At 70.2% G+C, this 17,792-nt stretch carries 16 protein-coding genes; 8 read left to right on the forward strand and 8 right to left on the reverse strand.

Features of this window, described 5'->3' with window-relative positions; translation table 11 throughout:
* Window positions 1–159 precede the first annotated feature (159 nt).
* The 3 genes from purL to xerD all read right to left on the reverse strand — a co-directional run bounded on the left by purL (window position 160) and on the right by xerD (window position 6,018).
* Window positions 160–4,041, reverse strand: a complete 3,882-nt coding sequence (purL, locus tag LG380_RS09730) for a phosphoribosylformylglycinamidine synthase (protein WP_225764849.1) — start codon at window positions 4,039–4,041, stop codon at window positions 160–162.
* A 108-nt stretch (window positions 4,042–4,149) separates the two neighbouring features.
* Entirely contained in the window at window positions 4,150–4,947 is a 798-nt protein-coding gene (locus LG380_RS09735; RefSeq protein WP_225764851.1) for a DsbC family protein, read from the reverse strand.
* 90 nt (window positions 4,948–5,037) lie between these two features.
* Window positions 5,038–6,018 (reverse strand): site-specific tyrosine recombinase XerD, encoded by a 981-nt coding sequence (gene xerD, locus LG380_RS09740; RefSeq protein ID WP_225764853.1) that lies wholly within the window; start codon window positions 6,016–6,018, stop codon window positions 5,038–5,040.
* 71 nt (window positions 6,019–6,089) lie between these two features.
* Between xerD and LG380_RS09745 the strand changes: the two genes are divergently transcribed.
* Entirely contained in the window at window positions 6,090–6,551 is a 462-nt protein-coding gene (locus LG380_RS09745; RefSeq protein ID WP_225764855.1) for an RDD family protein, read from the forward strand.
* Between the two features lie 3 nt (window positions 6,552–6,554).
* Here the strand turns inward: LG380_RS09745 and LG380_RS09750 are convergent, their stop codons facing one another.
* Both LG380_RS09750 and rsgA read right to left on the reverse strand, forming a co-directional pair.
* Entirely contained in the window at window positions 6,555–7,820 is a 1,266-nt protein-coding gene (locus LG380_RS09750; protein ID WP_225764856.1) for a flavohemoglobin expression-modulating QEGLA motif protein, read from the reverse strand.
* Window positions 7,821–7,844: 24 nt separating this feature from the next.
* A complete protein-coding gene (gene rsgA / locus LG380_RS09755; RefSeq protein WP_225764857.1) occupies window positions 7,845–8,948 on the reverse strand; it encodes a ribosome small subunit-dependent GTPase A in 1,104 nt (367 codons plus the stop codon).
* A 135-nt stretch (window positions 8,949–9,083) separates the two neighbouring features.
* Between rsgA and LG380_RS09760 the strand changes: the two genes are divergently transcribed.
* From LG380_RS09760 to LG380_RS09780, 5 genes are all read left to right on the forward strand, one after another.
* Window positions 9,084–10,358: a pyridoxal phosphate-dependent aminotransferase gene (locus LG380_RS09760; protein ID WP_225764858.1), complete on the forward strand. Its 1,275-nt coding sequence runs from the start codon at window positions 9,084–9,086 to the stop codon at window positions 10,356–10,358.
* A gap of 3 nt (window positions 10,359–10,361) precedes the next feature.
* Window positions 10,362–11,003: an SGNH/GDSL hydrolase family protein gene (locus tag LG380_RS09765; protein ID WP_225764859.1), complete on the forward strand. Its 642-nt coding sequence runs from the start codon at window positions 10,362–10,364 to the stop codon at window positions 11,001–11,003.
* On the forward strand, window positions 11,000–11,707 hold the full coding sequence (locus LG380_RS09770) for a methyltransferase domain-containing protein (RefSeq protein WP_225766560.1): 708 nt from the start codon (window positions 11,000–11,002) through the stop codon (window positions 11,705–11,707). Before LG380_RS09765 ends, LG380_RS09770 begins: the two co-directional genes overlap by 4 nt.
* Window positions 11,704–12,081, forward strand: a complete 378-nt coding sequence (locus tag LG380_RS09775; RefSeq protein ID WP_225764860.1) for a hypothetical protein — start codon at window positions 11,704–11,706, stop codon at window positions 12,079–12,081. Before LG380_RS09770 ends, LG380_RS09775 begins: the two co-directional genes overlap by 4 nt.
* Before the next feature lie 114 nt (window positions 12,082–12,195).
* Window positions 12,196–12,525 (forward strand): DUF6172 family protein, encoded by a 330-nt coding sequence (locus LG380_RS09780; protein WP_225764861.1) that lies wholly within the window; start codon window positions 12,196–12,198, stop codon window positions 12,523–12,525.
* 4 nt (window positions 12,526–12,529) lie between these two features.
* On the opposite strand, the gene LG380_RS09785 is transcribed toward LG380_RS09780, so the two are convergent.
* Together LG380_RS09785 and LG380_RS09790 are read right to left on the reverse strand one after the other, a co-directional pair.
* Window positions 12,530–13,822: a DEAD/DEAH box helicase gene (locus LG380_RS09785; RefSeq protein WP_225764863.1), complete on the reverse strand. Its 1,293-nt coding sequence runs from the start codon at window positions 13,820–13,822 to the stop codon at window positions 12,530–12,532.
* A gap of 72 nt (window positions 13,823–13,894) precedes the next feature.
* On the reverse strand, window positions 13,895–14,686 hold the full coding sequence (locus LG380_RS09790) for a polysaccharide deacetylase family protein (RefSeq protein WP_225764865.1): 792 nt from the start codon (window positions 14,684–14,686) through the stop codon (window positions 13,895–13,897).
* Between the two features lie 59 nt (window positions 14,687–14,745).
* Here LG380_RS09790 and grxD point away from each other — a divergent pair, with 59 nt between their 5' ends.
* Complete coding sequence (grxD, locus tag LG380_RS09795) at window positions 14,746–15,672, forward strand: Grx4 family monothiol glutaredoxin (protein WP_225764867.1); 927 nt, start codon at window positions 14,746–14,748, stop codon at window positions 15,670–15,672.
* Window positions 15,673–15,735: 63 nt separating this feature from the next.
* Here the strand turns inward: grxD and LG380_RS09800 are convergent, their stop codons facing one another.
* Window positions 15,736–16,275 (reverse strand): DUF924 family protein, encoded by a 540-nt coding sequence (locus LG380_RS09800; RefSeq protein ID WP_225764869.1) that lies wholly within the window; start codon window positions 16,273–16,275, stop codon window positions 15,736–15,738.
* A 512-nt stretch (window positions 16,276–16,787) separates the two neighbouring features.
* On the opposite strand from LG380_RS09800, the gene LG380_RS09805 reads away from it, so the two are divergent.
* Entirely contained in the window at window positions 16,788–17,729 is a 942-nt protein-coding gene (locus LG380_RS09805; protein WP_225764871.1) for a DegV family protein, read from the forward strand.
* Window positions 17,730–17,792: the final 63 nt, after the last annotated feature.

The following is a 17,792-nucleotide window of genomic DNA, read 5'->3' on the forward strand; positions in this document are numbered from 1 at the left end:
TCATTTTGTGACGCTATGTGGATATAGCGTGATGGACATCACGAATCGCGCGACAGCACAGGAACCGCCGTCAATCCCCCGCCGTTACAAGAAAAAAGCCCGCCGACACGGCGGTGTCAGCGGGCTCTGGGGTCTGCTGGAAAGTTTTGGCTGAACGATTCAGCCGCACCATACCCTTGCGTTGCGGAACAACCGCAGCCACGGCGAGTCCTCCGGCCAGGACTTCGGTGCCCAGCTGAGGTTGACCGTGCGCGGGGTGCGCTCCGGATGCGGCATCAGGATGGTGACGCGGCCATCGGTCGTGGTCAGGCCGGTGATGCCATCGGGCGAGCCGTTCGGATTGAGCGGGTACTGGGTAGCCACATTGCCCTCGCCATCGACATAGCGCAGGGCCACGCGGGCGGCGGCCTGGTCCACGGCACTGGCGAACTCGGCACGACCTTCGCCGTGCGCCACCGCCACCGGGATCCGCGAGCCGGCCATGCCGCGCAGCAGGATCGACGGCGACGCCACCACCTCCAGCAGCGCGGTACGGGCCTCGAACTGTTCGCCGCGGTTGCGCAGGAACTTCGGCCAGTGGTCGGCGCCGGGGATAATGTCCTTGAGCTGGCTGAGCATCTGGCAGCCGTTGCAGACGCCAAGGGCGAAGGTGTCCTCGCGGGCGAAGAACGCCTCGAACATCCGGCGCAGCGCCGGGCGCTCCAGGATCGAGGTCGCCCAGCCACGGCCGGCACCGAGCACGTCGCCGTAGCTGAAGCCACCGCAGGCGGCCAAGCCGCGGAAATCAGCCAGGTCCACGCGGCCCTCGATCAGGTCGCTCATGTGCACGTCGTAGGCACGGAAGCCGGCCCGCTCGAAGTTGTTGGCCATCTCGATCTGGCCGTTGACGCCCTGCTCGCGCAGGATCGCCACCTTCGGACGGCTGCCGGTGGCGATGAACGGCGCGGCCACGTCCTCGGCCGGGTCGAAGCCGAGCTTCGGCTTCAGACCGGGGGCGTTGAAGGCGCGCGCGAGCGCGTGCTCCTCGTCGGCCACGTCGGGGTTGTCGCGCAGCTTCTGCATAGCGTGGGTCACCGACCACCAGGCGTCGAACAGCTCTTCCCAGCGCCATTCGGCCAGCACCTTGCCCCCCAACGCGACGCGCACGCTGGGGGCGGTGCTGGGACGGGCGATGCGCTGCGCGCACTCGGTCAGCGCGTGGCGCTCGATCAGGTCGGCGAACGCGGCACGGTCCTCGGCGGCGACCTGGACGATGGCGCCCAGCTCCTCGTTGAACAGGCTGCGGAACGGATCGTCACCCCAGGCATCGAGGTTGATGTCCAGGCCCATGTGCGAGGCAAACGCCATCTCGCACAGGGCGGCGAAGGCGCCGCCGTCGCTGCGGTCGTGGTAGGCCAGCAGCAGGCCGGCCTGGCGCGCATCGCGGATCAGTTCGAAGAAACCACGGAGGCGCTGCGGGTCGTCCAGGTCCGGGGCTTCGCCGGCGAAGGCCGGCAGTGCGCTGTGGTCGGCATGCACCTGGGCCAGCACCGAGCCGCCCAGGCGCTGCTTGCCGGCGCCCAGGCCGATCAGCCACAGCTCGCTGTCGACTTCGCGCTCCAGCAACGGGGTCAGCTGCGGGCGCACGTCGGCGACCGGGGCGAAGGCCGAGATCACCAGCGACACCGGCGAGACCGACTTATGCGACTGGCCGTCGGCCTGCCACTGCGCCTGCATCGACAGCGAGTCCTTGCCGACCGGGATGCTGATGTCCAGCGCGGGGCACAGCTCCATGCCCACCGCCCTGACCGCGTCATACAGCAGCGCGTCCTCGCCCGGGTGGCCGGCGGCGGCCATCCAGTTGGCCGACAGCTTGACCGTATCCAGCGCATCGACCGGCGCGGCGCACAGGTTGGTGATCGCCTCGCCCACGGCCATGCGTGCCGAGGCGGCGGCATCGAGCAGCGCCAGCGGAGTGCGCTCGCCAATCGACATCGCCTCACCGGCAAAGCCGTCGAAGCCGGCCAGGGTGATGGCGACGTCGGCCAGCGGCAACTGCCACGGGCCGATCATCTGCTCGCGCGCGGTCAGGCCGCCGACGCTGCGGTCGCCAATGGTGACCAGGAAGTTCTTGGCCGCCACGGTCGGATGCGCGAGCACGCGCAGGCCGGCTTCGTGCAGGTCCAGGCCGCCGGTACGCAGCACCGGCCAGCGCGGGGCCGGCGGGTAGCTGGTGTCGCGATGCATCTTCGGCGGCTTGCCGAACAGCACGTCCATCGGCAGGTCGATCGGCGCGTCGGCCGGGATGTTGCCCGGGGTCGCGCCATAGGCCACGACCAGGCGTTCCTCGGCAGTGGCCACGCCCACGGCGGCGAACGGGCAGCGCTCGCGCGCGCAGATGTCCGCGAACTCCTGCAGGCGCGCGGCCGGGATGCCCAGCACGTAGCGCTCCTGCGATTCGTTGCACCACAGTTCCAGCGGCGACAGCGAGGGATCGTCGGTCGGCACCTTGCCCAGGTCGATCACGCCACCCACGCCGGAGTCGTGCAGCAGTTCCGGGATCGCGTTGGACAGGCCGCCGGCGCCGACGTCATGGAAGAACTGGATCGGATTGTCGGCACCCATCGCCACGCAGCGGTCGATCACCTCCTGGCAGCGGCGCTCCATTTCCGGGTTGTCGCGCTGCACGCTGGCGAAATCGAGGTCCTCGGCACTCTCGCCCGAGGCCACCGACGAGGCGGCACCGCCGCCCAGGCCGATAAGCATCGCCGGGCCGCCAAGCACGATCACCGCATCGCCCGGCTGCAGCTTGATCTTGTCCACCTGCACGCGGTCGATCGCGCCCAGGCCGCCGGCCAGCATGATCGGCTTGTCGTAGGCGCGGGTGATCTCGCCCTCCGGCAGCTCGAAGCTGCGGAAGTAACCCAGCAGGTTCGGGCGGCCGAATTCGTTGTTGAACGCGGCGCCGCCCAGCGGGCCGTCGAGCATGATGTCCAGCGCCGGGGCCATGCGCGGGTTCAGCGCGCGCGGCGCTTCCCACGGCTGCGGCAGGGTCGGGATGCGCAGGTGCGAGACCGAGAAACCGGTCAGGCCGGCCTTGGGCTTGCCGCCGCGGCCGGTCGCGCCCTCGTCGCGGATCTCGCCGCCGGCGCCGGTGGAGGCACCGGGGAACGGCGCGATCGCGGTCGGGTGGTTGTGGGTTTCGACCTTGATCTGGAACGCGCTGGGCACCACCGCTTCGCTGCGGTATTCACCACTGGCCGGATCCGGGCGGTAACGCGCGGCCGGATGGCCTTCGATCACCGCCGCGTTGTCGCTGTACGCGCTGAGCGTGTGCTGCGGGGTGGCCTGATGGGTGTTCTTGATCATCTTGAACAACGAGCGTTCCTGCTCGCGTCCGTCGATGGTCCAGCTGGCGTTGAAGATCTTGTGCCGGCAGTGCTCGGAGTTGGCCTGCGCGAACATCATCAGTTCCACGTCCGACGGCATCCGGCCGAGCTGGCCGAAGCGCTCGCGCAGGTAGTCGATCTCGTCCAGGGCCATGGCCAGGCCCAGGCGCTGGTTGGCCGCTTCCAGTTCGTCGACCGGGATGCGCTCGAGCTGGCCCCGCGCCGGCGTGGAGAACAGCGCCTGCGCCTGGCTGGCGTCATCGAGCAGCGACTGGGTCATCGGGTCGTGCAGCAGCTTGGCCACGGCGGCCTGCTGCGCCGGATCGGATGGCCAGCCGGCAAGATCAAGGCGGGTGCCGCGCTCGACCCGGCCAATGGCCAGGCCGGCGCCACGCACCAGCTCGGTGGCCTTGGACGACCACGGCGACAGCGTGCCCAGGCGAGGCACCACGAAGCGGCTGATGGACCCATCCTGACGCGCGGCGGCCTGCGGCTGTGCCTGCAGGATGCGCTGCAGGGTGGCCAGGTCGATGTCGGCACCTTCCTCGGCGCGGACGAAGTAGATGTGCCAGGCCCCGGTGATGCGCAGATCGGCGGCGATGGTTTGCAGTCGGGATTCGAGCCGAGCGCGACGGAACGGCGAAAGGGCTGCTGCGCCCTCGAGGACGATCATGTCCGGGAAACCGTGATTGGAAACGGGCCCACTATTCTACCCAAGCCGGCACGCGGCCGGCTGGGGAAGATCATCCGGCCCGGTGCATTGCGCCCCGGGCCGGGAAAATCAGCGGCTGCCGCCGGTGGCGGCGCTGCCCAGGCCTTCCAGCGCGGCCTTGAGCTGGGCCGGCGGCAGGTAGCCGCCGAGCTGGGTGCCGTCGGCGGCGAAGATCGCCGGGGTGCCATTGACGCCCAGCTGCTGGCCGAGCCTGTACTGCATGGCCACCGGGTTGGTGCAGTTGCGCGGGGTCACCGGCTGGCCGGCCTTGGCGGTGGTCAGCGCCTGCTTGCGGTCGGCCGAGCACCACACCGAGATCATGTCGGTGTAGTCCTTGCTGCCCAGGCCCATGCGCGGGAAGGCCAGGTATTCGACCGCGATGCCGTTGCGGTTGAGCTCGGCGATGTCCTGGTGCAGCTTGCGGCAGTAGCCGCACTCCACGTCGGTGAACACGCTGATGGTGTGCTTGGCGTTCGGCGGCGCGAACACGATGCGGTCGGCGTGCGGCACCGAGGCCAGCAGCTTGCGGCGATGGGCCAGCAGGCCCTCGCTGGTGGCCAGGACCTTATTCTGGATGTCGTAGGGCTGCGACTGCATCAGGTAGCGGCCGTCATCGGAGACGTACAGCACCTGACCGGACACCACGACCTCGCGGAAACCGGCGAATGGCGCCGGGCCGACGTAGTCCGGGGAGAAATTGGGGTCGAGCTGGGCCAGCGCCTCGCGCACGCGCTTGTCCGCGCCGGCATCGCTGGCCGCCGGGGCCTTGGCACCGGTATTGGCATTGGCAGGCGACGACGGGGGCTGCTGCGCGCAGGCGGACAGGCTGAGTGCGCCCAACAGCGCGGCAAGGGCAATACGGAGCATCGGCGATCCCGGTAGAAAGACAGGCGCGGATTCTCGCATACCGCCTGCGGCCGGGCCGCGACCGCCCTTGCCCGGTTCAGCGAAGGCCACCTAGCCGCGCGGGTGGTGGTGGGCGTGCAGTTTCTGCAGGTGTTCGCGCGCGACCAGGGTGTAGATCTGGGTGGTGGACAGCGAGCTGTGGCCCAGCAGCATCTGCAGCGCGCGCAGGTCCGCGCCGCGGTTGAGCAGGTGGGTGGCGAAGCTGTGGCGCAGCCCGTGCGGACTGATCCGCGCCGGGTCGATGCCGGCCACCGCGGCGTAGCGCTTCACCAGCCCCCAGAACTGCTGGCGGGTAGGCGGCTGGCGGTCGGGACCGATGAACAGCGGCACCTGGCCGTTGGCCGCGGCCGGTACCGCCGCCTTGCCCGCCAGCAGCGGCCGCGCCTCGTCGAGGTAGCGCTGCAGCCAGTGCTGGGATTCCTCGCCCAGCGGCACCAGCCGTTCCTTGCTGCCCTTGCCGGTCACCCGCAGCACGCCCTGGCGCAGGTTCAGCGCAGCCGCCGGCAGGTTCACCAGCTCGCTCACGCGCAGTCCCGCGGCGTACATCAGCTCCAGCATCGCGCGGTCGCGCAGGCCCAGCGGCGAGTCCAGGTCCGGGGCAGCCAGCAGCGCATCGATCTGGCTCTCCACCAGCGCCTTGGGCAGCGAGCGTGGCAGCTTCGGCGATTCGAGCAGGGCACTGGGGTCCTCGTTGCGCTCGCCACGGCGCACGCACTGGGCAAAGAACGCACGCAGGGCCGAGAGCAGGCGCGCATCGCTGCGTGGCGACCAGCCGTGCCACGCGCGCCAGGCGCGGTAGTCGAACAGGCCGGCGCGGTCGATCCCGGCCAGCCCGCCACTCGCCCCGTCGCGCCAGCGCGCCAGTCCTTCCAGGTCGCGGCGGTAGCTGTCCAGGGTGGTGCGTGCCAACCCCTGCTCGGCCCACAGCGCGTCCAGCGTGCGCTGGATCAGCGCGGCATCGTCGGCACGCAGCGGCGGCAGCTGGCGGGCCAGTTGGCGACGGTCGGCAGGAGTGGTCGGTGCGGCACTCATCGCGGCAAGGATAGGAGTGCCCTGCCCCCCTGCCTATCCCTGCGGCCACCGCGCTTCCGTATGCTGGCGCGATGGACACGCCCGAACCCGCTCCCCGACGCTCCCTGCTGCCGTGGCGGCTGCTGTCGCTGCTCTACGACCTGTGGCCGGCACTGGCGCTGTGGATGCTGGTGGCCTCGCTGTTCGTGGCCGGCTACACCCTGGCCGGGCACGGCGCGCGCGAGAACATCGCCCCGTTCAGTGCGCTGCAGTGGCTGCTGTGGCTGTGCTGCTGGATCGTGACCGGGCTGTACGCCACGGTGAGCTGGCGCCGCGGTGGCCAGACCCTGGGCATGCGCCCGTGGCGGTTGCACCTGCGTACCCGCGAGGGTGGCCAGCCCACGCGCAGGGCCGTGTGGCTGCGCTATCTGGTCGGCACGCTGTCGCTGCTGGCCGGCGGCCTGGGTTTCTGGTGGTCACTGGTCGACCGCCAGCGACTGACCTGGCATGACCGGGCCAGCGGCACCTGGCTGCAGCGCGAGGCGAAAAAGTAAGCCTCAGTCGCCGGTGCCGGGCTCGGGCCGCAACCGGTCCATGCGGATGCGGTTGGCAAACAGCGAGAACGCCAGCATCCCGGCCAGGCCATTGGCCCGACTGACCCAGTCCGGCAGCCAGCGCGGCGCGGCCAGCACCCCGGCCTCGAACAGCGGCGCCAGCGACTGCGCATCGCCCAGGGTCATCTTGCCGGCGAACAGCCAGCGGCAGACCTGCAGCTTCTCCTCGCGCAGCATCTGCCGGAAGAAGGTGTGCACCGACACCAGCCCGCGCAGATACACCGTGTCCTTGGTGAAGGCGGTGCCACCGGACGGCGGCACGCCGCGGAACACGCGCTGGGCCGAGGCAAAGCTTTCTTCCGGCGTCTGCCCGGCGTGGCGGAAGAAGCCGAACACCTCGATGAAGTCCGCGCCCTCGCGGGCCATGGCGATGGCCTCGATGCGCAGGCTGATGCGCTTGAGCCGCTCGATGTCGATGCTGCCGGTGATCTGCTCGGCGAACGTGGCCAGCCCTTCCTGGGTGGCGGTGGTGCGTGGCGAGGATAGTGCCAGGCTGGGCAGCAGCACCTGCTGCTGGCCGTTGAGCGCAGTCAGCGAATGCACCAGCGCCTCGTGGTGGAACAGCTGGGCGCGGTCGTAGGCACTGAAGCTGGCACTGGTCCGCAGGCGGATGCGGGTGGCGCCGGCGGCGGCCTTGGCGATCAGGTCCGGATCCAGTTCGACGGTGATGATGCGGGCATCGAAGAACCGGTCCAGGTCACCCTGCAACTGTAGCGCCAGCGCAATCGCCGAGACCGGCACGTGTTCCTCCGGCGCCAGCAGCTCGTGGTCCAGCTCCTGCGCGATCTGGATGAAGTGCCGCGCGGCCTCGCGGGTGGTCGGGCCGTGCCCGGGCAGCGGCTGTTCGGGCACGCCGAACAACTGCTGCGAATAGTCGCCAACGGCCGCCGTGCCCAGGCTTTCCAGCAGGCCGGCGGCCAGGTCCCAGCTGCGCGCCGAGTCGGCGATGTAGCGGCCCAGCGGATGGCCGGGATCGACGCTCGCACCGATGGCAGCCAGCTCGCGGCGCACGTCGGAGAAATCCAGCTTCGGATAGGCCACCTCGGGCAGCCGCGGCTGGCCGCGGGCCACGCTTTCCAGGAACGGGGCCTGGGTGGCAGCCGGCCAGCTGGTCAGCGCGAGCAGGCGGATGCCACGCACCGCGTGGACCAGGCGTGCATCCAGTTGCGCGTGGAGGGCGATTGCCGGATCAGTGTGCGTGCTGCCCATTGTCTCCCTCCCGTGCCCATCGGCTCAGCGCCGCTTGTTCTTCCCCACCGGCCGCCACTGCGTGCCGCGGCCGGCGCGGCGTTCGACCGCCTGCTCGGCCTGGCGCTGGGCCAGCTTGGCAGCCGCGGTGGCGACTTCCTCGGCCAGCTTGAAGTAGTTTTCCAGCCGGCTTTCCTCGATCAGTCCTTCCTCGATGGCCGCACGCACCGCGCAGCCGGGCTCCTGCTGGTGGGCGCAGTCGCGGAACCGGCACTGGGTGGTCAGCTCCTCGATATCGGCAAAGCCGCCTTCGGCCAGGGTCTCCTCGCCGGTCGGCTTGAGCTCGCGCATGCCGGGGGTATCGATCAGGCAGGCACCGGAGGGCAGCGGCAGCAACGCACGGTGGGTGGTGGTGTGGCGTCCGCGCGAATCGCTGCCACGCACCTCGCCGGTCTTCATCCGCTCCTCGCCGAGCAGGGTATTGGTCAGGGTCGACTTGCCGGCACCGGACGAACCGACCAGCACCACGGTCTGACCCGGGCCAAGCCACGGCGCCAGTGTCTGCAGCACCGCCGGATCCTTGCCGTTGATCGCATGCAGCGGGATCTCCTGCGCAGCCAGCTCCTCGAGCACGGCCAGCGCATCGTCGCTGTATTCGGTCTGGTCGGCCTTGGTCAGCAGCACCACCGGACGCGCGCCGCCCCCACCGACCAGCAGCAGGTAGCGCTCGATCCGGCGTGGATTGAAGTCCGCATCCAGCCCGCAGACGATGAACACGGTATCGATGTTGGCCGCGATCACCTGCTGGTGGTAGTGCTCGCCGGCGGCACCGCGCTTGATCGCGGTGCGCCGCGGCAGCAGGGCGACGATACGGATGCCGTCCAGCAGCACCCAGTCACCGACCGCCGCGCGCTCGTGGCTGGGGAAACGCGGGCGCTGCCATTCCGGCGGCGACTCGGTCTTGATCGCCGCCCCCGGCGCATCGGCGACCACGTAGCCGGAGCGGTGCTGCTCGACCACGCGCCCCGGCCGCGCCTGCGGATGGGCGGCGAAGGCCTCGCGCCAGGACGGATCTTCCGGTGGTCCTGGCCAGGGCCAGCCGATGGTGCGCAGGGCGGTGTAATCAGTTGTTTCAGTCATCGCGCCCATTCTAGGCGGTGCCCGCTCACCGCGCCCGCGCCCCCGGCCCGGAAGCAGGCCGACGCGGCGCTTCCGGGCAGCCGCCATGCAGTGCAGCAATTCCGCTACCATGCGGCCAGACGCCCCTTTCCGGCCCAGCAAGCCATGTCCACGCCCCCGTCCAAACCCCTGGCCATCCGCGAGCGCCTCTCCGAGGTCCGCTATGAAATCCGCGGCGAGCTGGCGCGACGGGCCCGGGAACTGGAGGCGCAGGGCCGCAAGCTGATCAAGCTCAACATCGGCAACCCGGGCAATTTCGGCTTCCGCGCGCCCGAGCACCTGCAGCACGCGATTGCCGATGACATGGGCCGCACCGACCCCTACACCCACCAGCAGGGCCTGCCGGTGGCGCGCGAGGCGATCGCCGCGGCCTACGCCCGCCGCGGCAGCCCGGATGCGCATCCGGACCGGGTGTTCGTCGGCAACGGCGTGTCCGAGCTGATCGACCTGTCGCTGCGCGCCCTGCTCAACCCGGGCGACGAGGTGCTGGTGCCCTCGCCGGACTACCCGCTGTGGTCGGCGGCGACCATCCTCAACGACGGCCGCCCGGTGTACTACCGGTGCGCGCCGGAGAACGGCTTCCAGCCCGACCCGGTGGAGATCGAGACGCTGGTGTCCTCGCGCACCCGCGCCATCGTGCTGATCAACCCGAACAACCCCTCCGGCGCCAGCTATCCGCGCGAGCTGCTGGAGAAGATCGTCGCCATCGCGGTCAAGCACAACCTGCTGCTGATGGTCGACGAGATCTACGACCAGATCCTGTACGACGACGCCGTGTTCCAGCCGGTCGCGCCTCTGGCCGGCGAGCATCCATGCATCACCTTCAGTGGCCTGAGCAAGGTGCACCGCGCCTGCGGCTGGCGCGTGGGCTGGGCGCTGCTGTCCGGCGACGGCGAACGCCTGGGCGAGTTCCGCGCCGCGCTGGACCTGCTCAGTGCGCTGCGCCTGTGTGCCAACGTGCCGGGCCAGTACGCGATTGAGGCCGCGGTCAACGGCCCGGACACGATCTCGCCGCTGTGCGCACCCGGTGGCCGCCTGTACGAGACCCGCCGCGCGGTGATCGAGGCCTGCGCGGCCAGCGAGCACCTGTCGCTGGTCGCCCCGGCCGGCGCGCTGTACGCGTTCCCGGCCGTGGTCGGCGACGCTGCGCGCGGGTTCGACGACCATGAGTTCGCACTGGAGCTGATGGATGAGGAAGGCGTGCTGGTCGTGCCCGGTTCCAGCTTCAACGTGCCCTACCGCCACCACTTCCGCGTGACCCTGCTGCCAGAGGCCGAGGTGATGCGCGAGGTGTTCGCGCGCATCGACCGCTGCCTGGCGCGCCGCGCCGAGCGCGTCACCAAGGTCGTACCGCTGAAGTCGCGCAGCGCGGTCGCCTGAGGCATGGCTCCTGCAACGGCGCGGCCATTGCCGCGGTTCCTCGCGCTGGGCGATTCCTACACGATCGGCGAAGGCGTTGCGGAAAGCGGATGCTGGCCGGTGCAGCTGGCGGCGTTGCTGGCCGACGCGGGCCAGCCGATCGCCGAGCCCCGGATCATCGCCACCACCGGCTGGACCACCGACGAGCTGGATGCCGGCATCGATGCCGCACAGCCGGTCGGGCCGTTCGAGCTGGTGAGCCTGCTGATCGGGGTCAACAACCAGTACCGCGGCCGCCCGCTGGACGGGTACCGCGGGCAATTTTACGCCCTGCTGGAACGTGCCATCGGCCTGGCCGGTGGCGAGGCGGCACGGGTGATGGTGCTGGCGATCCCCGACTGGGGCGTGACCCCGTTCGCCGTGGCCCAGGGCCGCGACCCGCAGCTGATCGCCACCGAACTGGATGCCTTCAACGCTGCGGCGCGCGAGATCTGCACCGCCCGCGGCAGCCACTTCGTCGACACCGCGCCCACCAGCCGCAGCCGCGGCGCCGAACCGGCGATGCTGGCCGACGATGGCCTCCATCCTTCCGCGGCGCTGTACGCGCTGTGGGCCCACCAGGCGCTGCCTTTCGCGCGCGCCATCCTTGCCGGAACAACGCCCTGAATACCGACGCCAGCACCCGTCCGCTGCCCGCCGCCACCGCCCGCCAGCTCGCCCGCGCCTTCCTGCCGGAACGGGCCTGGGGCAACCGCCGCGACTACTTCTACGCACGCAGCAAGCTGGCTACCGATCCGCTGTATCCGGGCGTGCTCGCGGCGCTGCGCGATTGTCGCGGGCCGGTGCTGGACCTGGGCTGCGGGCTGGGCCTGCTTGCCCATGCATTGAGGCACGACGGCCAGCACGAACTGGCCTACCACGGCGTGGACATCGACCGGCCCAAGGTGGAGAACGCGCAGCGCGCCGCCCAGGCTGCCGGCCTGTCGGGCGTGAGCTTTGCCTGGCATGACCTGGCGCGTGACCTGCCGGCACACCGCGGCAGCGTCGCCCTGCTCGACGTGCTCCAGTACCTGGATGCCGAGGGCCAGCAGCGCCTGCTGCGCGATGCCATCGGCATGCTCGCACCGGGTTCGCGGCTGGTGATCCGCACCACCGTGGCCGACCGCAGTGCACGTGACCGCACCACCCGCTTCACCGACCTGCTGGCCCACCTGGTCGGCTGGATCAGCGAGCGGCCGCAGCACTATCCGCGGCTCGACGACATCCGCGCCGCCATGGACGCGGCCGGGCTGGAGAGCCACTTCACCCCGCTGTACGGCAACACCCCGTTCAACAACTGGCTGATCGTCGCCACCCTGCCGGCGCGTTGAGCGTGTCGCAGCTGCCCGGCGCCGCCTCGACCCTGCGCGCGTCCGGCCCGCCCGGGCAGCCGCATTCCAGGCTGGGCATCGCCGCGCTGGTGCTGGCCGTGGTCGTCGCCGTGGCGGTCGCGGCCCTGCTGGCCGTGGCCACGCTGGTGGGTACCAGCTCGCCCGGCGGCACGGACGTGGACTCACCGCTGGCGATCGTCGTGGGGCTAGCCCTGATCGGCTCGATCCTGCTGGAACTGCTGGCGCTGGCCCTGGGCGCGGTGGCGCTGTGCCTGCCCGGCCAGCGGCGCCTGTTCCCGCTGCTGGCCGTCGTGCTGGCCACGGCCAGCTTCACCGGCCTGGTCGCACTGGTGCTGCTGGGTCTGGCCGCCTGAACGCACTGGCGCCACCCACTGCCGGTTTGCGCGGATAATCACCGGCTGGCGCTCAAGCCAGTCCTGCCGGCGCCTGCCGGCCCTTCGCGTCATGCGCGCCCCACAGGAAGCACCGTGAGAAAGACCTACCCGCTCAACATCGAAGGCCGCAACCGCGACCGTCTCGTCGAAGCCGCCAAGCACGACATCCGCAAGTACGCCCGTCGCGAACGCGGCAAGCCGCTCCCGGCCGGCGCCGACTTCTGGGATTTCGACAGCCGCTGCGGCGTGGACGAGGCCAGCGCGCAGCCGGTGCCGTTCGGCGAGCTGATCCGCGCGGTGGATGCGCTGGTGGCCGCCGGCAACGAGCAGTTCTTCGTCGAGGTGCTGCGCAAGCCGGCCAAGCGCACCCCGCGCCCGCAGGCTGATGTCACCGCCGAAACGGATTTCGACGACGAGGCCTGAGCCTTCAGTCGTCCTTTGCCGGCCCGCCCTCGCCGGCTGCGGCTGCGGCTGCGGCTGCGGCTGCGGCGCGCAGGCGGTCCTTGCGGCTGGGCCGCCTGCCCTTGATGCCGCCATTGCTGTCCGCTGCCGTGGCCGGCGCCGCCGGTTTCGCCGGGGCAGTCACCTGCGGCTCGAAGCCCGCCGCCTGCTCGCGCGGGATGCGCTGCCCGCGACGCTTCTCGATCAACCGCATATGGGTTTCGCAGTCGGCACTGACCAGGCTGATCGCCAGGCCCGGCTGGCCCGCGCGCCCGGTGCGTCCGATGCGGTGGGTGTAATCGGCCGGCGAACGCGGCAGGTCGTAGTTCACCACCACCGGCAACTGCGGAATGTCGATGCCGCGCGCGGCCACGTCGGTGGCTACCAGCACCCGCACCGTGCCGTCGCGGAATTCCTGCAGGCTGCGGTTGCGCCGCCCCTGGCCCAGGTCGCCATGCAGCGCCCGCGCGTCGATGCCGGCCTTGCCGAGTTTCTGCACCAGGTTGTCGGCGCCGTGGCGACTGGCCACGAACACCAGCACCTGGTTCCAGTCGTTTTCCTGCAGCAGGTGGCGCAGCAGCGCGGTGCGCTGCGTGGTGTCGGTGACCAGGGCGCGTTCGCGGATGGCTGCAACCAGCTGTTCGCCCGCGTCACCCGCGCGCGCCGGATCACGCAGCAGCGAAGCGGCCAGCTGTTCCACTTCGGCCGGGAACGTGGCCGAGAACAGCAGGGTCTGTCGCTGCGGCGGCAACAGCGCCAGCAGCCGCTGCAGTTCCTCGCCAAAGCCCAGGTCGAGCAGGCGGTCGGCTTCATCCAGCACCAGCATTTCCACCCTCCCCAGCGACACCGCGTTGTGCGCCACCAGGTCCAGCAGGCGTCCGGGCGTGGCGACGATGATGTCGGCGCCGCCCCGCAGCACCATCAGCTGCGGATTGATGGACACCCCGCCGATCGCCACGACCCGTTTGGGCGCAGCGGGCAATCCGTCGCCCAGTTCGGCGAGGGTGGCGTCGACCTGCAGCGCCAGCTCGCGGGTGGGCACCAGCACCAGTGCCGCCAGCCGGCGCGGGCGCGAGGGCTGGCGCGCCGCCAGGCGCTGCAGCAACGGCAGCGCAAACGCCGCGGTCTTGCCCGAGCCGGTGGGTGCCGCGGCGACCACGTCGCGTCCCTGCAGGATTAACGGCACCGCCTGCGACTGGATCGCCGTGGGTTGCAGGTAGCCGCGCCGCTGCACGGCGGTCAGCAGGGCCGGCGACAGGCCGAGCGGGGAAAAGGACATCGGGTTCCGGAATGGCTAAATGGAGTTGGGTAATGACGGCGGGGGCATGGCCCACCGGCCTTGCGAAGACGGTCAGCCTGGCAGCCGCGCCACCAGACCACGCTCGTGCGCGGCCTGCAGCACCGCCTCGATGATCCGCAGGTTGTGGCCGTGCCCGGAACCTTCGTGCAGCAGCACGATCGCCCCGGGGCGCAGGTCGGCGACGATGCGGGCCACCACCTGGTCCGGCTCGCAGGCCACGCCATCGAAACCACGCGCGCTCCAGCCCACGCGGGCCAGGCCATGCGCACGCAGCGGCGCGGCGACGAAGGGATTGGTCATGCCGACCACCGAGCGGTACCAGCGCGGCGGCGCGCCTGCGATGGCCGCCAGCGCCTGCTGGCACTGGTCGATCTCGCGCGCCATCGCCGCCGGGCCTAGCGCCCAGAAACGTCCCTGCGGGTGGCTGTGGCTGTGGTTGCCCAGCGAGTGCCCGCGTCTCAGCACCTCGCGCACCAGCTCCGGGCGTGCGGCCGCACGTTCGCCGACCATGAAGAAGGTGGCCTGCGCGTCATGACGGTCAAGCAGGTCCAGCAGCGCGGGCGTGTCGTCGGAGGGGCCGTCATCGATGGTCAGCCAGATCCGGTTGCCCGGCTTCGGCAGGCGGCTCAGCACCGGCGCGTAGAACGCTGTGTTGGGCAGGAACACCGGCACCACGAACATTGCGTGCGAGGCCAGCATCAGCGGCAGGGCCAGCATCCAGCCCTGCCACCACCACAGCCCCGCCACGACCCCCTGCGAGGCCAGCAGCCACGGCACCCAGCGCCAGGGACGGGTCGGGATCGCGCGCGCCAGGGACGGGCTCGGGGTTTGCGGTGCAGTCATGCCCCATGATGCCACGCCGCGTAGAATGGCCGTTCCGATTCGCTGCCAGAAATCCGCCGATGTCCCTAGATCCCGCCCTGCGTTCGCGCATTGAATCCATCCTCGGCGCCAACCGCGTCGTGCTCTTCATGAAGGGCCAGCCGACCATGCCGCAGTGCGGGTTCTCGGCCAAGGCCGTCGGTGCGCTCTCGGACCTGGGCGTGGAATTCGCCCACGTCAATGTGCTTGCCGACAACGAGATCCGCGAGGGCATCAAGGCCTACGGCGACTGGCCGACCATCCCGCAGCTGTACATCGACGGCGAGCTGATCGGCGGCAGCGACATCATCCTGCAGATGGCAGCCAGTGGTGAGCTGAGCAGCGTGCTCGGCCTGCCGGCCCCGGACCGCACCCCGCCGTCGATCACGGTCACCCCGGCCGCGGTGGAAATGCTCAAGGGAGCGCTGGCCGACGCCCCGGGCGCCGCGCTGCAGCTGAGCATCGATGCACGCTTCCAGCCGGACTTCCAGCTGGCCCCGTTCGATGCCAACGCCATTGCCGCCGAGTCCAACGGCCTGCGCGTGCAGTTCGACCTGGCCAGTGCCCGCCGCGCCGAAGGCATCACCATCGACTGGGTGGACGACATCCGCGGCAAGGGCCTGGCGATCGACAACCCGAATGCGCCCAAGGCCGTGCAGGAACTGGACCCGCGCGACGCCGACGACCAGGCCCGCGCCGGTGCAGTGACCCTGGTGGACGTGCGTCCGGCCGACGAGCGCGCCATCGCCGCGGTGTCCGCGCCGTTCCGCAGCTTCGACGGCGACGGCCGCGTCCAGCTCGAGGCCCTGCCCAAGGACACGCCGCTGGCGTTCCTGTGCCACCGCGGCGGCCGCAGCATGCAGGCCGCCGAGCAGTTCCGTGCGCTGGGCTTCACCCGCGTCTACAACGTCACCGGCGGCATCGATGCCTGGTCGCAGTCGGTGGACAACGGCGTGCCGCGCTACTGAGCGCACGCACCCAGCAACGAAAAACGCCGGCATCTGCCGGCGTTTTTCTATCTGCTTGCCGGCTCAGCCGGCGAAGCCGCCGGTAGCCAGGAAGTCCAGCTCCTCCGGCGTGGGAATGCGCCCCAGCGCCGCATTGCGGTGCGGGAAGCGTCCGAAGCGGCGGATGATGTCCCGGTGCAGTTCGGCGTAGCGCAGGTATTCCAGGTCGCCGAGCACCTCGAACATCGCCACCGAGCGCTCCTGGTCCAGCGGATCCTCCGAATGCTCGAACGGCAGGTAGATGAAGGCGCGCAGCTGCGGGGTCAACTCGCGGTCCAGGCCTTCCTCGATCGCGCGCGTGGCGTAATGCCGGGCCAGGCCGTCGGTAGCGTAGGAATGGGCCGTGTTGCGGAAGCAGTTGCGCGGGAACTGGTCCAGCAGCAGCATCAGCGCCAGCGCGCCTTCGGCGGTCTCCAGCCAGTCCTCGCAGGCGCGCCGCGCCGCGGCGTAGTGCGCATCGAGGAAGCGGCGGCGGAACTCGGCATCGAACTGGTCATCGCGGGCAAACCAGCGCTGCGGACCGGCCGCACGCCAGAACTCCACCACCTCTTTGGCTGCGCTCATCAATCCGCCTTCCTTTGCCATCTGCCGCAAACCGCCACTGCGCGGGTGGTCAAGCACGCCGCCTCCAACATCCTTCCACATCCCGATCTCCCTGCGCTCAGCCCATCCAGTGGGGCTGAGCGCGTTCAGCTTAACCTGCCACGCTATGTGCTGGCATCAGGTTTCAAACGCGGCGTTGAAAAGTAGAGCAGGCCGTCACCCGTTCCCCGCCTTCGGAGTTCGGCGATTCGCGGCGCGCCGGTTGTAGTCCGGAAAAGACCAGGGGCGGGTTGATTGGACTCCACTGGTCTGATGGCACGCGCAGGTCGCGTGGACTTGTCAGGTGACCCATGGCCGACGCACATCATCCCCGCTGCGTGCTGCACCGCGGCGAAACCGACCGGCCATTTACCTCGGCGCGCTGATACGCAAGGATGCCGGCGGCGAGGTGTCCCGGGACAGAGACGCGGACACTGCATTTGCGATAGGGTTCACACAAAATACGCCAGTGCATACCTAGGGGGGGGAGCCCAATGCGTGTTGGTATCGTCGTAGATTCGGCCTGCGATCTCCCGCAGGATTTCATCCGTGAGCACAACATTGTCCTGCTGCCGATCACGGTGCGCATTGGTGAGGCGGTACTCGCCGACCACCGCGACGAGGAAGCCACGCTGAGCTTCCTGCACGCACACGTGGCCGAGCACGGCGCCGAAGCGGAAACCATCGCCTTCAGCGTCAACCAGATCCGCGACCTGTTCCTCGGCAAGCTGGTGATCGATTACGACCATGTGTTCTGCCTGACGATCACCAAGACCCGCAGCCCGATCTACGACAACGCGATGCAAGCCAGCTTCGCGATCCTCAACGACTACAAGCCGGTGCGCCAGGCGGCCGGCCACAACTCGCCGTTTGCGCTGCGCGTGCTCGATACCCAGAACCTGTTCGCCGCGCAGGCGGTGATGGCGGTCGAGGCCGTGCGCCTGCGCGAAGCCGGTGCCGGCGTGCAGCAGATGCGCGAACGGCTGGAGACCCTGGCCGGCAACCTGCACGGCTACCTGGTCCCGCGCGACCTGTACTACCTGCGTGCCCGCGCCCGCCACAAGGGTGACCGCAGCGTGGGCCTGCTCAGCGCCGCGCTGGGCAGCGCGCTGGACATCAAGCCGATCCTGCACGGCCATCGCGGCGAGACCTCGCCGGTGGCCAAGGTCAAGGGCTTCGACGGGGCGGTCGCCAAGCTGTTCGAGTTCGCCGGCAACCGGGTCCGCTCCGGCCTGATGACCCAGACGCTGTGCCTGAGCTACGGCGGCGAGCTGTCCGACCTGCATGCCCTGCCCGGCTACGAAAAACTGCGCGCCACCTGCCAGGAACACCGGGTGACGGTCTACGAGAGCGTGATGAGCCTGACCGGCATGGTCAACGTGGGCAAGGGCGCGGTCGTGGTCGGCTTCGCCGACGGGCCGCACAGCTTCGAGTAGGCGGGAGGCACCGCGTCGTCATCGCAGGACGACGGCGCATCTGCCAGTTTCCTGCATCCGCCA

It is taken from the genome of Stenotrophomonas sp. Marseille-Q4652 (assembly GCF_916618915.1).
Classification (GTDB): Bacteria; Pseudomonadota; Gammaproteobacteria; order Xanthomonadales; family Xanthomonadaceae; genus Stenotrophomonas.

Bases quoted from the DNA above. Each gene is read 5' to 3' on its own strand.
- purL (WP_225764849.1), bottom strand. From the start codon at position 4,041: ATGATCGTCCTCGAGGGCGCAGCAGCCCTTTCGCCGTTCCGTCGCGCT.
- LG380_RS09735 (WP_225764851.1), bottom strand. From the start codon at position 4,947: ATGCTCCGTATTGCCCTTGCCGCGCTGTTGGGCGCACTCAGCCTGTCC.
- xerD (WP_225764853.1), bottom strand. From the start codon at position 6,018: ATGAGTGCCGCACCGACCACTCCTGCCGACCGTCGCCAACTGGCCCGC.
- LG380_RS09745 (WP_225764855.1), top strand. From the start codon at position 6,090: ATGGACACGCCCGAACCCGCTCCCCGACGCTCCCTGCTGCCGTGGCGG.
- LG380_RS09750 (WP_225764856.1), bottom strand. From the start codon at position 7,820: ATGGGCAGCACGCACACTGATCCGGCAATCGCCCTCCACGCGCAACTG.
- rsgA (WP_225764857.1), bottom strand. From the start codon at position 8,948: ATGGGCGCGATGACTGAAACAACTGATTACACCGCCCTGCGCACCATC.
- LG380_RS09760 (WP_225764858.1), top strand. From the start codon at position 9,084: ATGTCCACGCCCCCGTCCAAACCCCTGGCCATCCGCGAGCGCCTCTCC.
- LG380_RS09765 (WP_225764859.1), top strand. From the start codon at position 10,362: ATGGCTCCTGCAACGGCGCGGCCATTGCCGCGGTTCCTCGCGCTGGGC.
- LG380_RS09785 (WP_225764863.1), bottom strand. From the start codon at position 13,822: ATGTCCTTTTCCCCGCTCGGCCTGTCGCCGGCCCTGCTGACCGCCGTG.
- LG380_RS09790 (WP_225764865.1), bottom strand. From the start codon at position 14,686: ATGACTGCACCGCAAACCCCGAGCCCGTCCCTGGCGCGCGCGATCCCG.
- grxD (WP_225764867.1), top strand. From the start codon at position 14,746: ATGTCCCTAGATCCCGCCCTGCGTTCGCGCATTGAATCCATCCTCGGC.
- LG380_RS09800 (WP_225764869.1), bottom strand. From the start codon at position 16,275: ATGAGCGCAGCCAAAGAGGTGGTGGAGTTCTGGCGTGCGGCCGGTCCG.
- LG380_RS09805 (WP_225764871.1), top strand. From the start codon at position 16,788: ATGCGTGTTGGTATCGTCGTAGATTCGGCCTGCGATCTCCCGCAGGAT.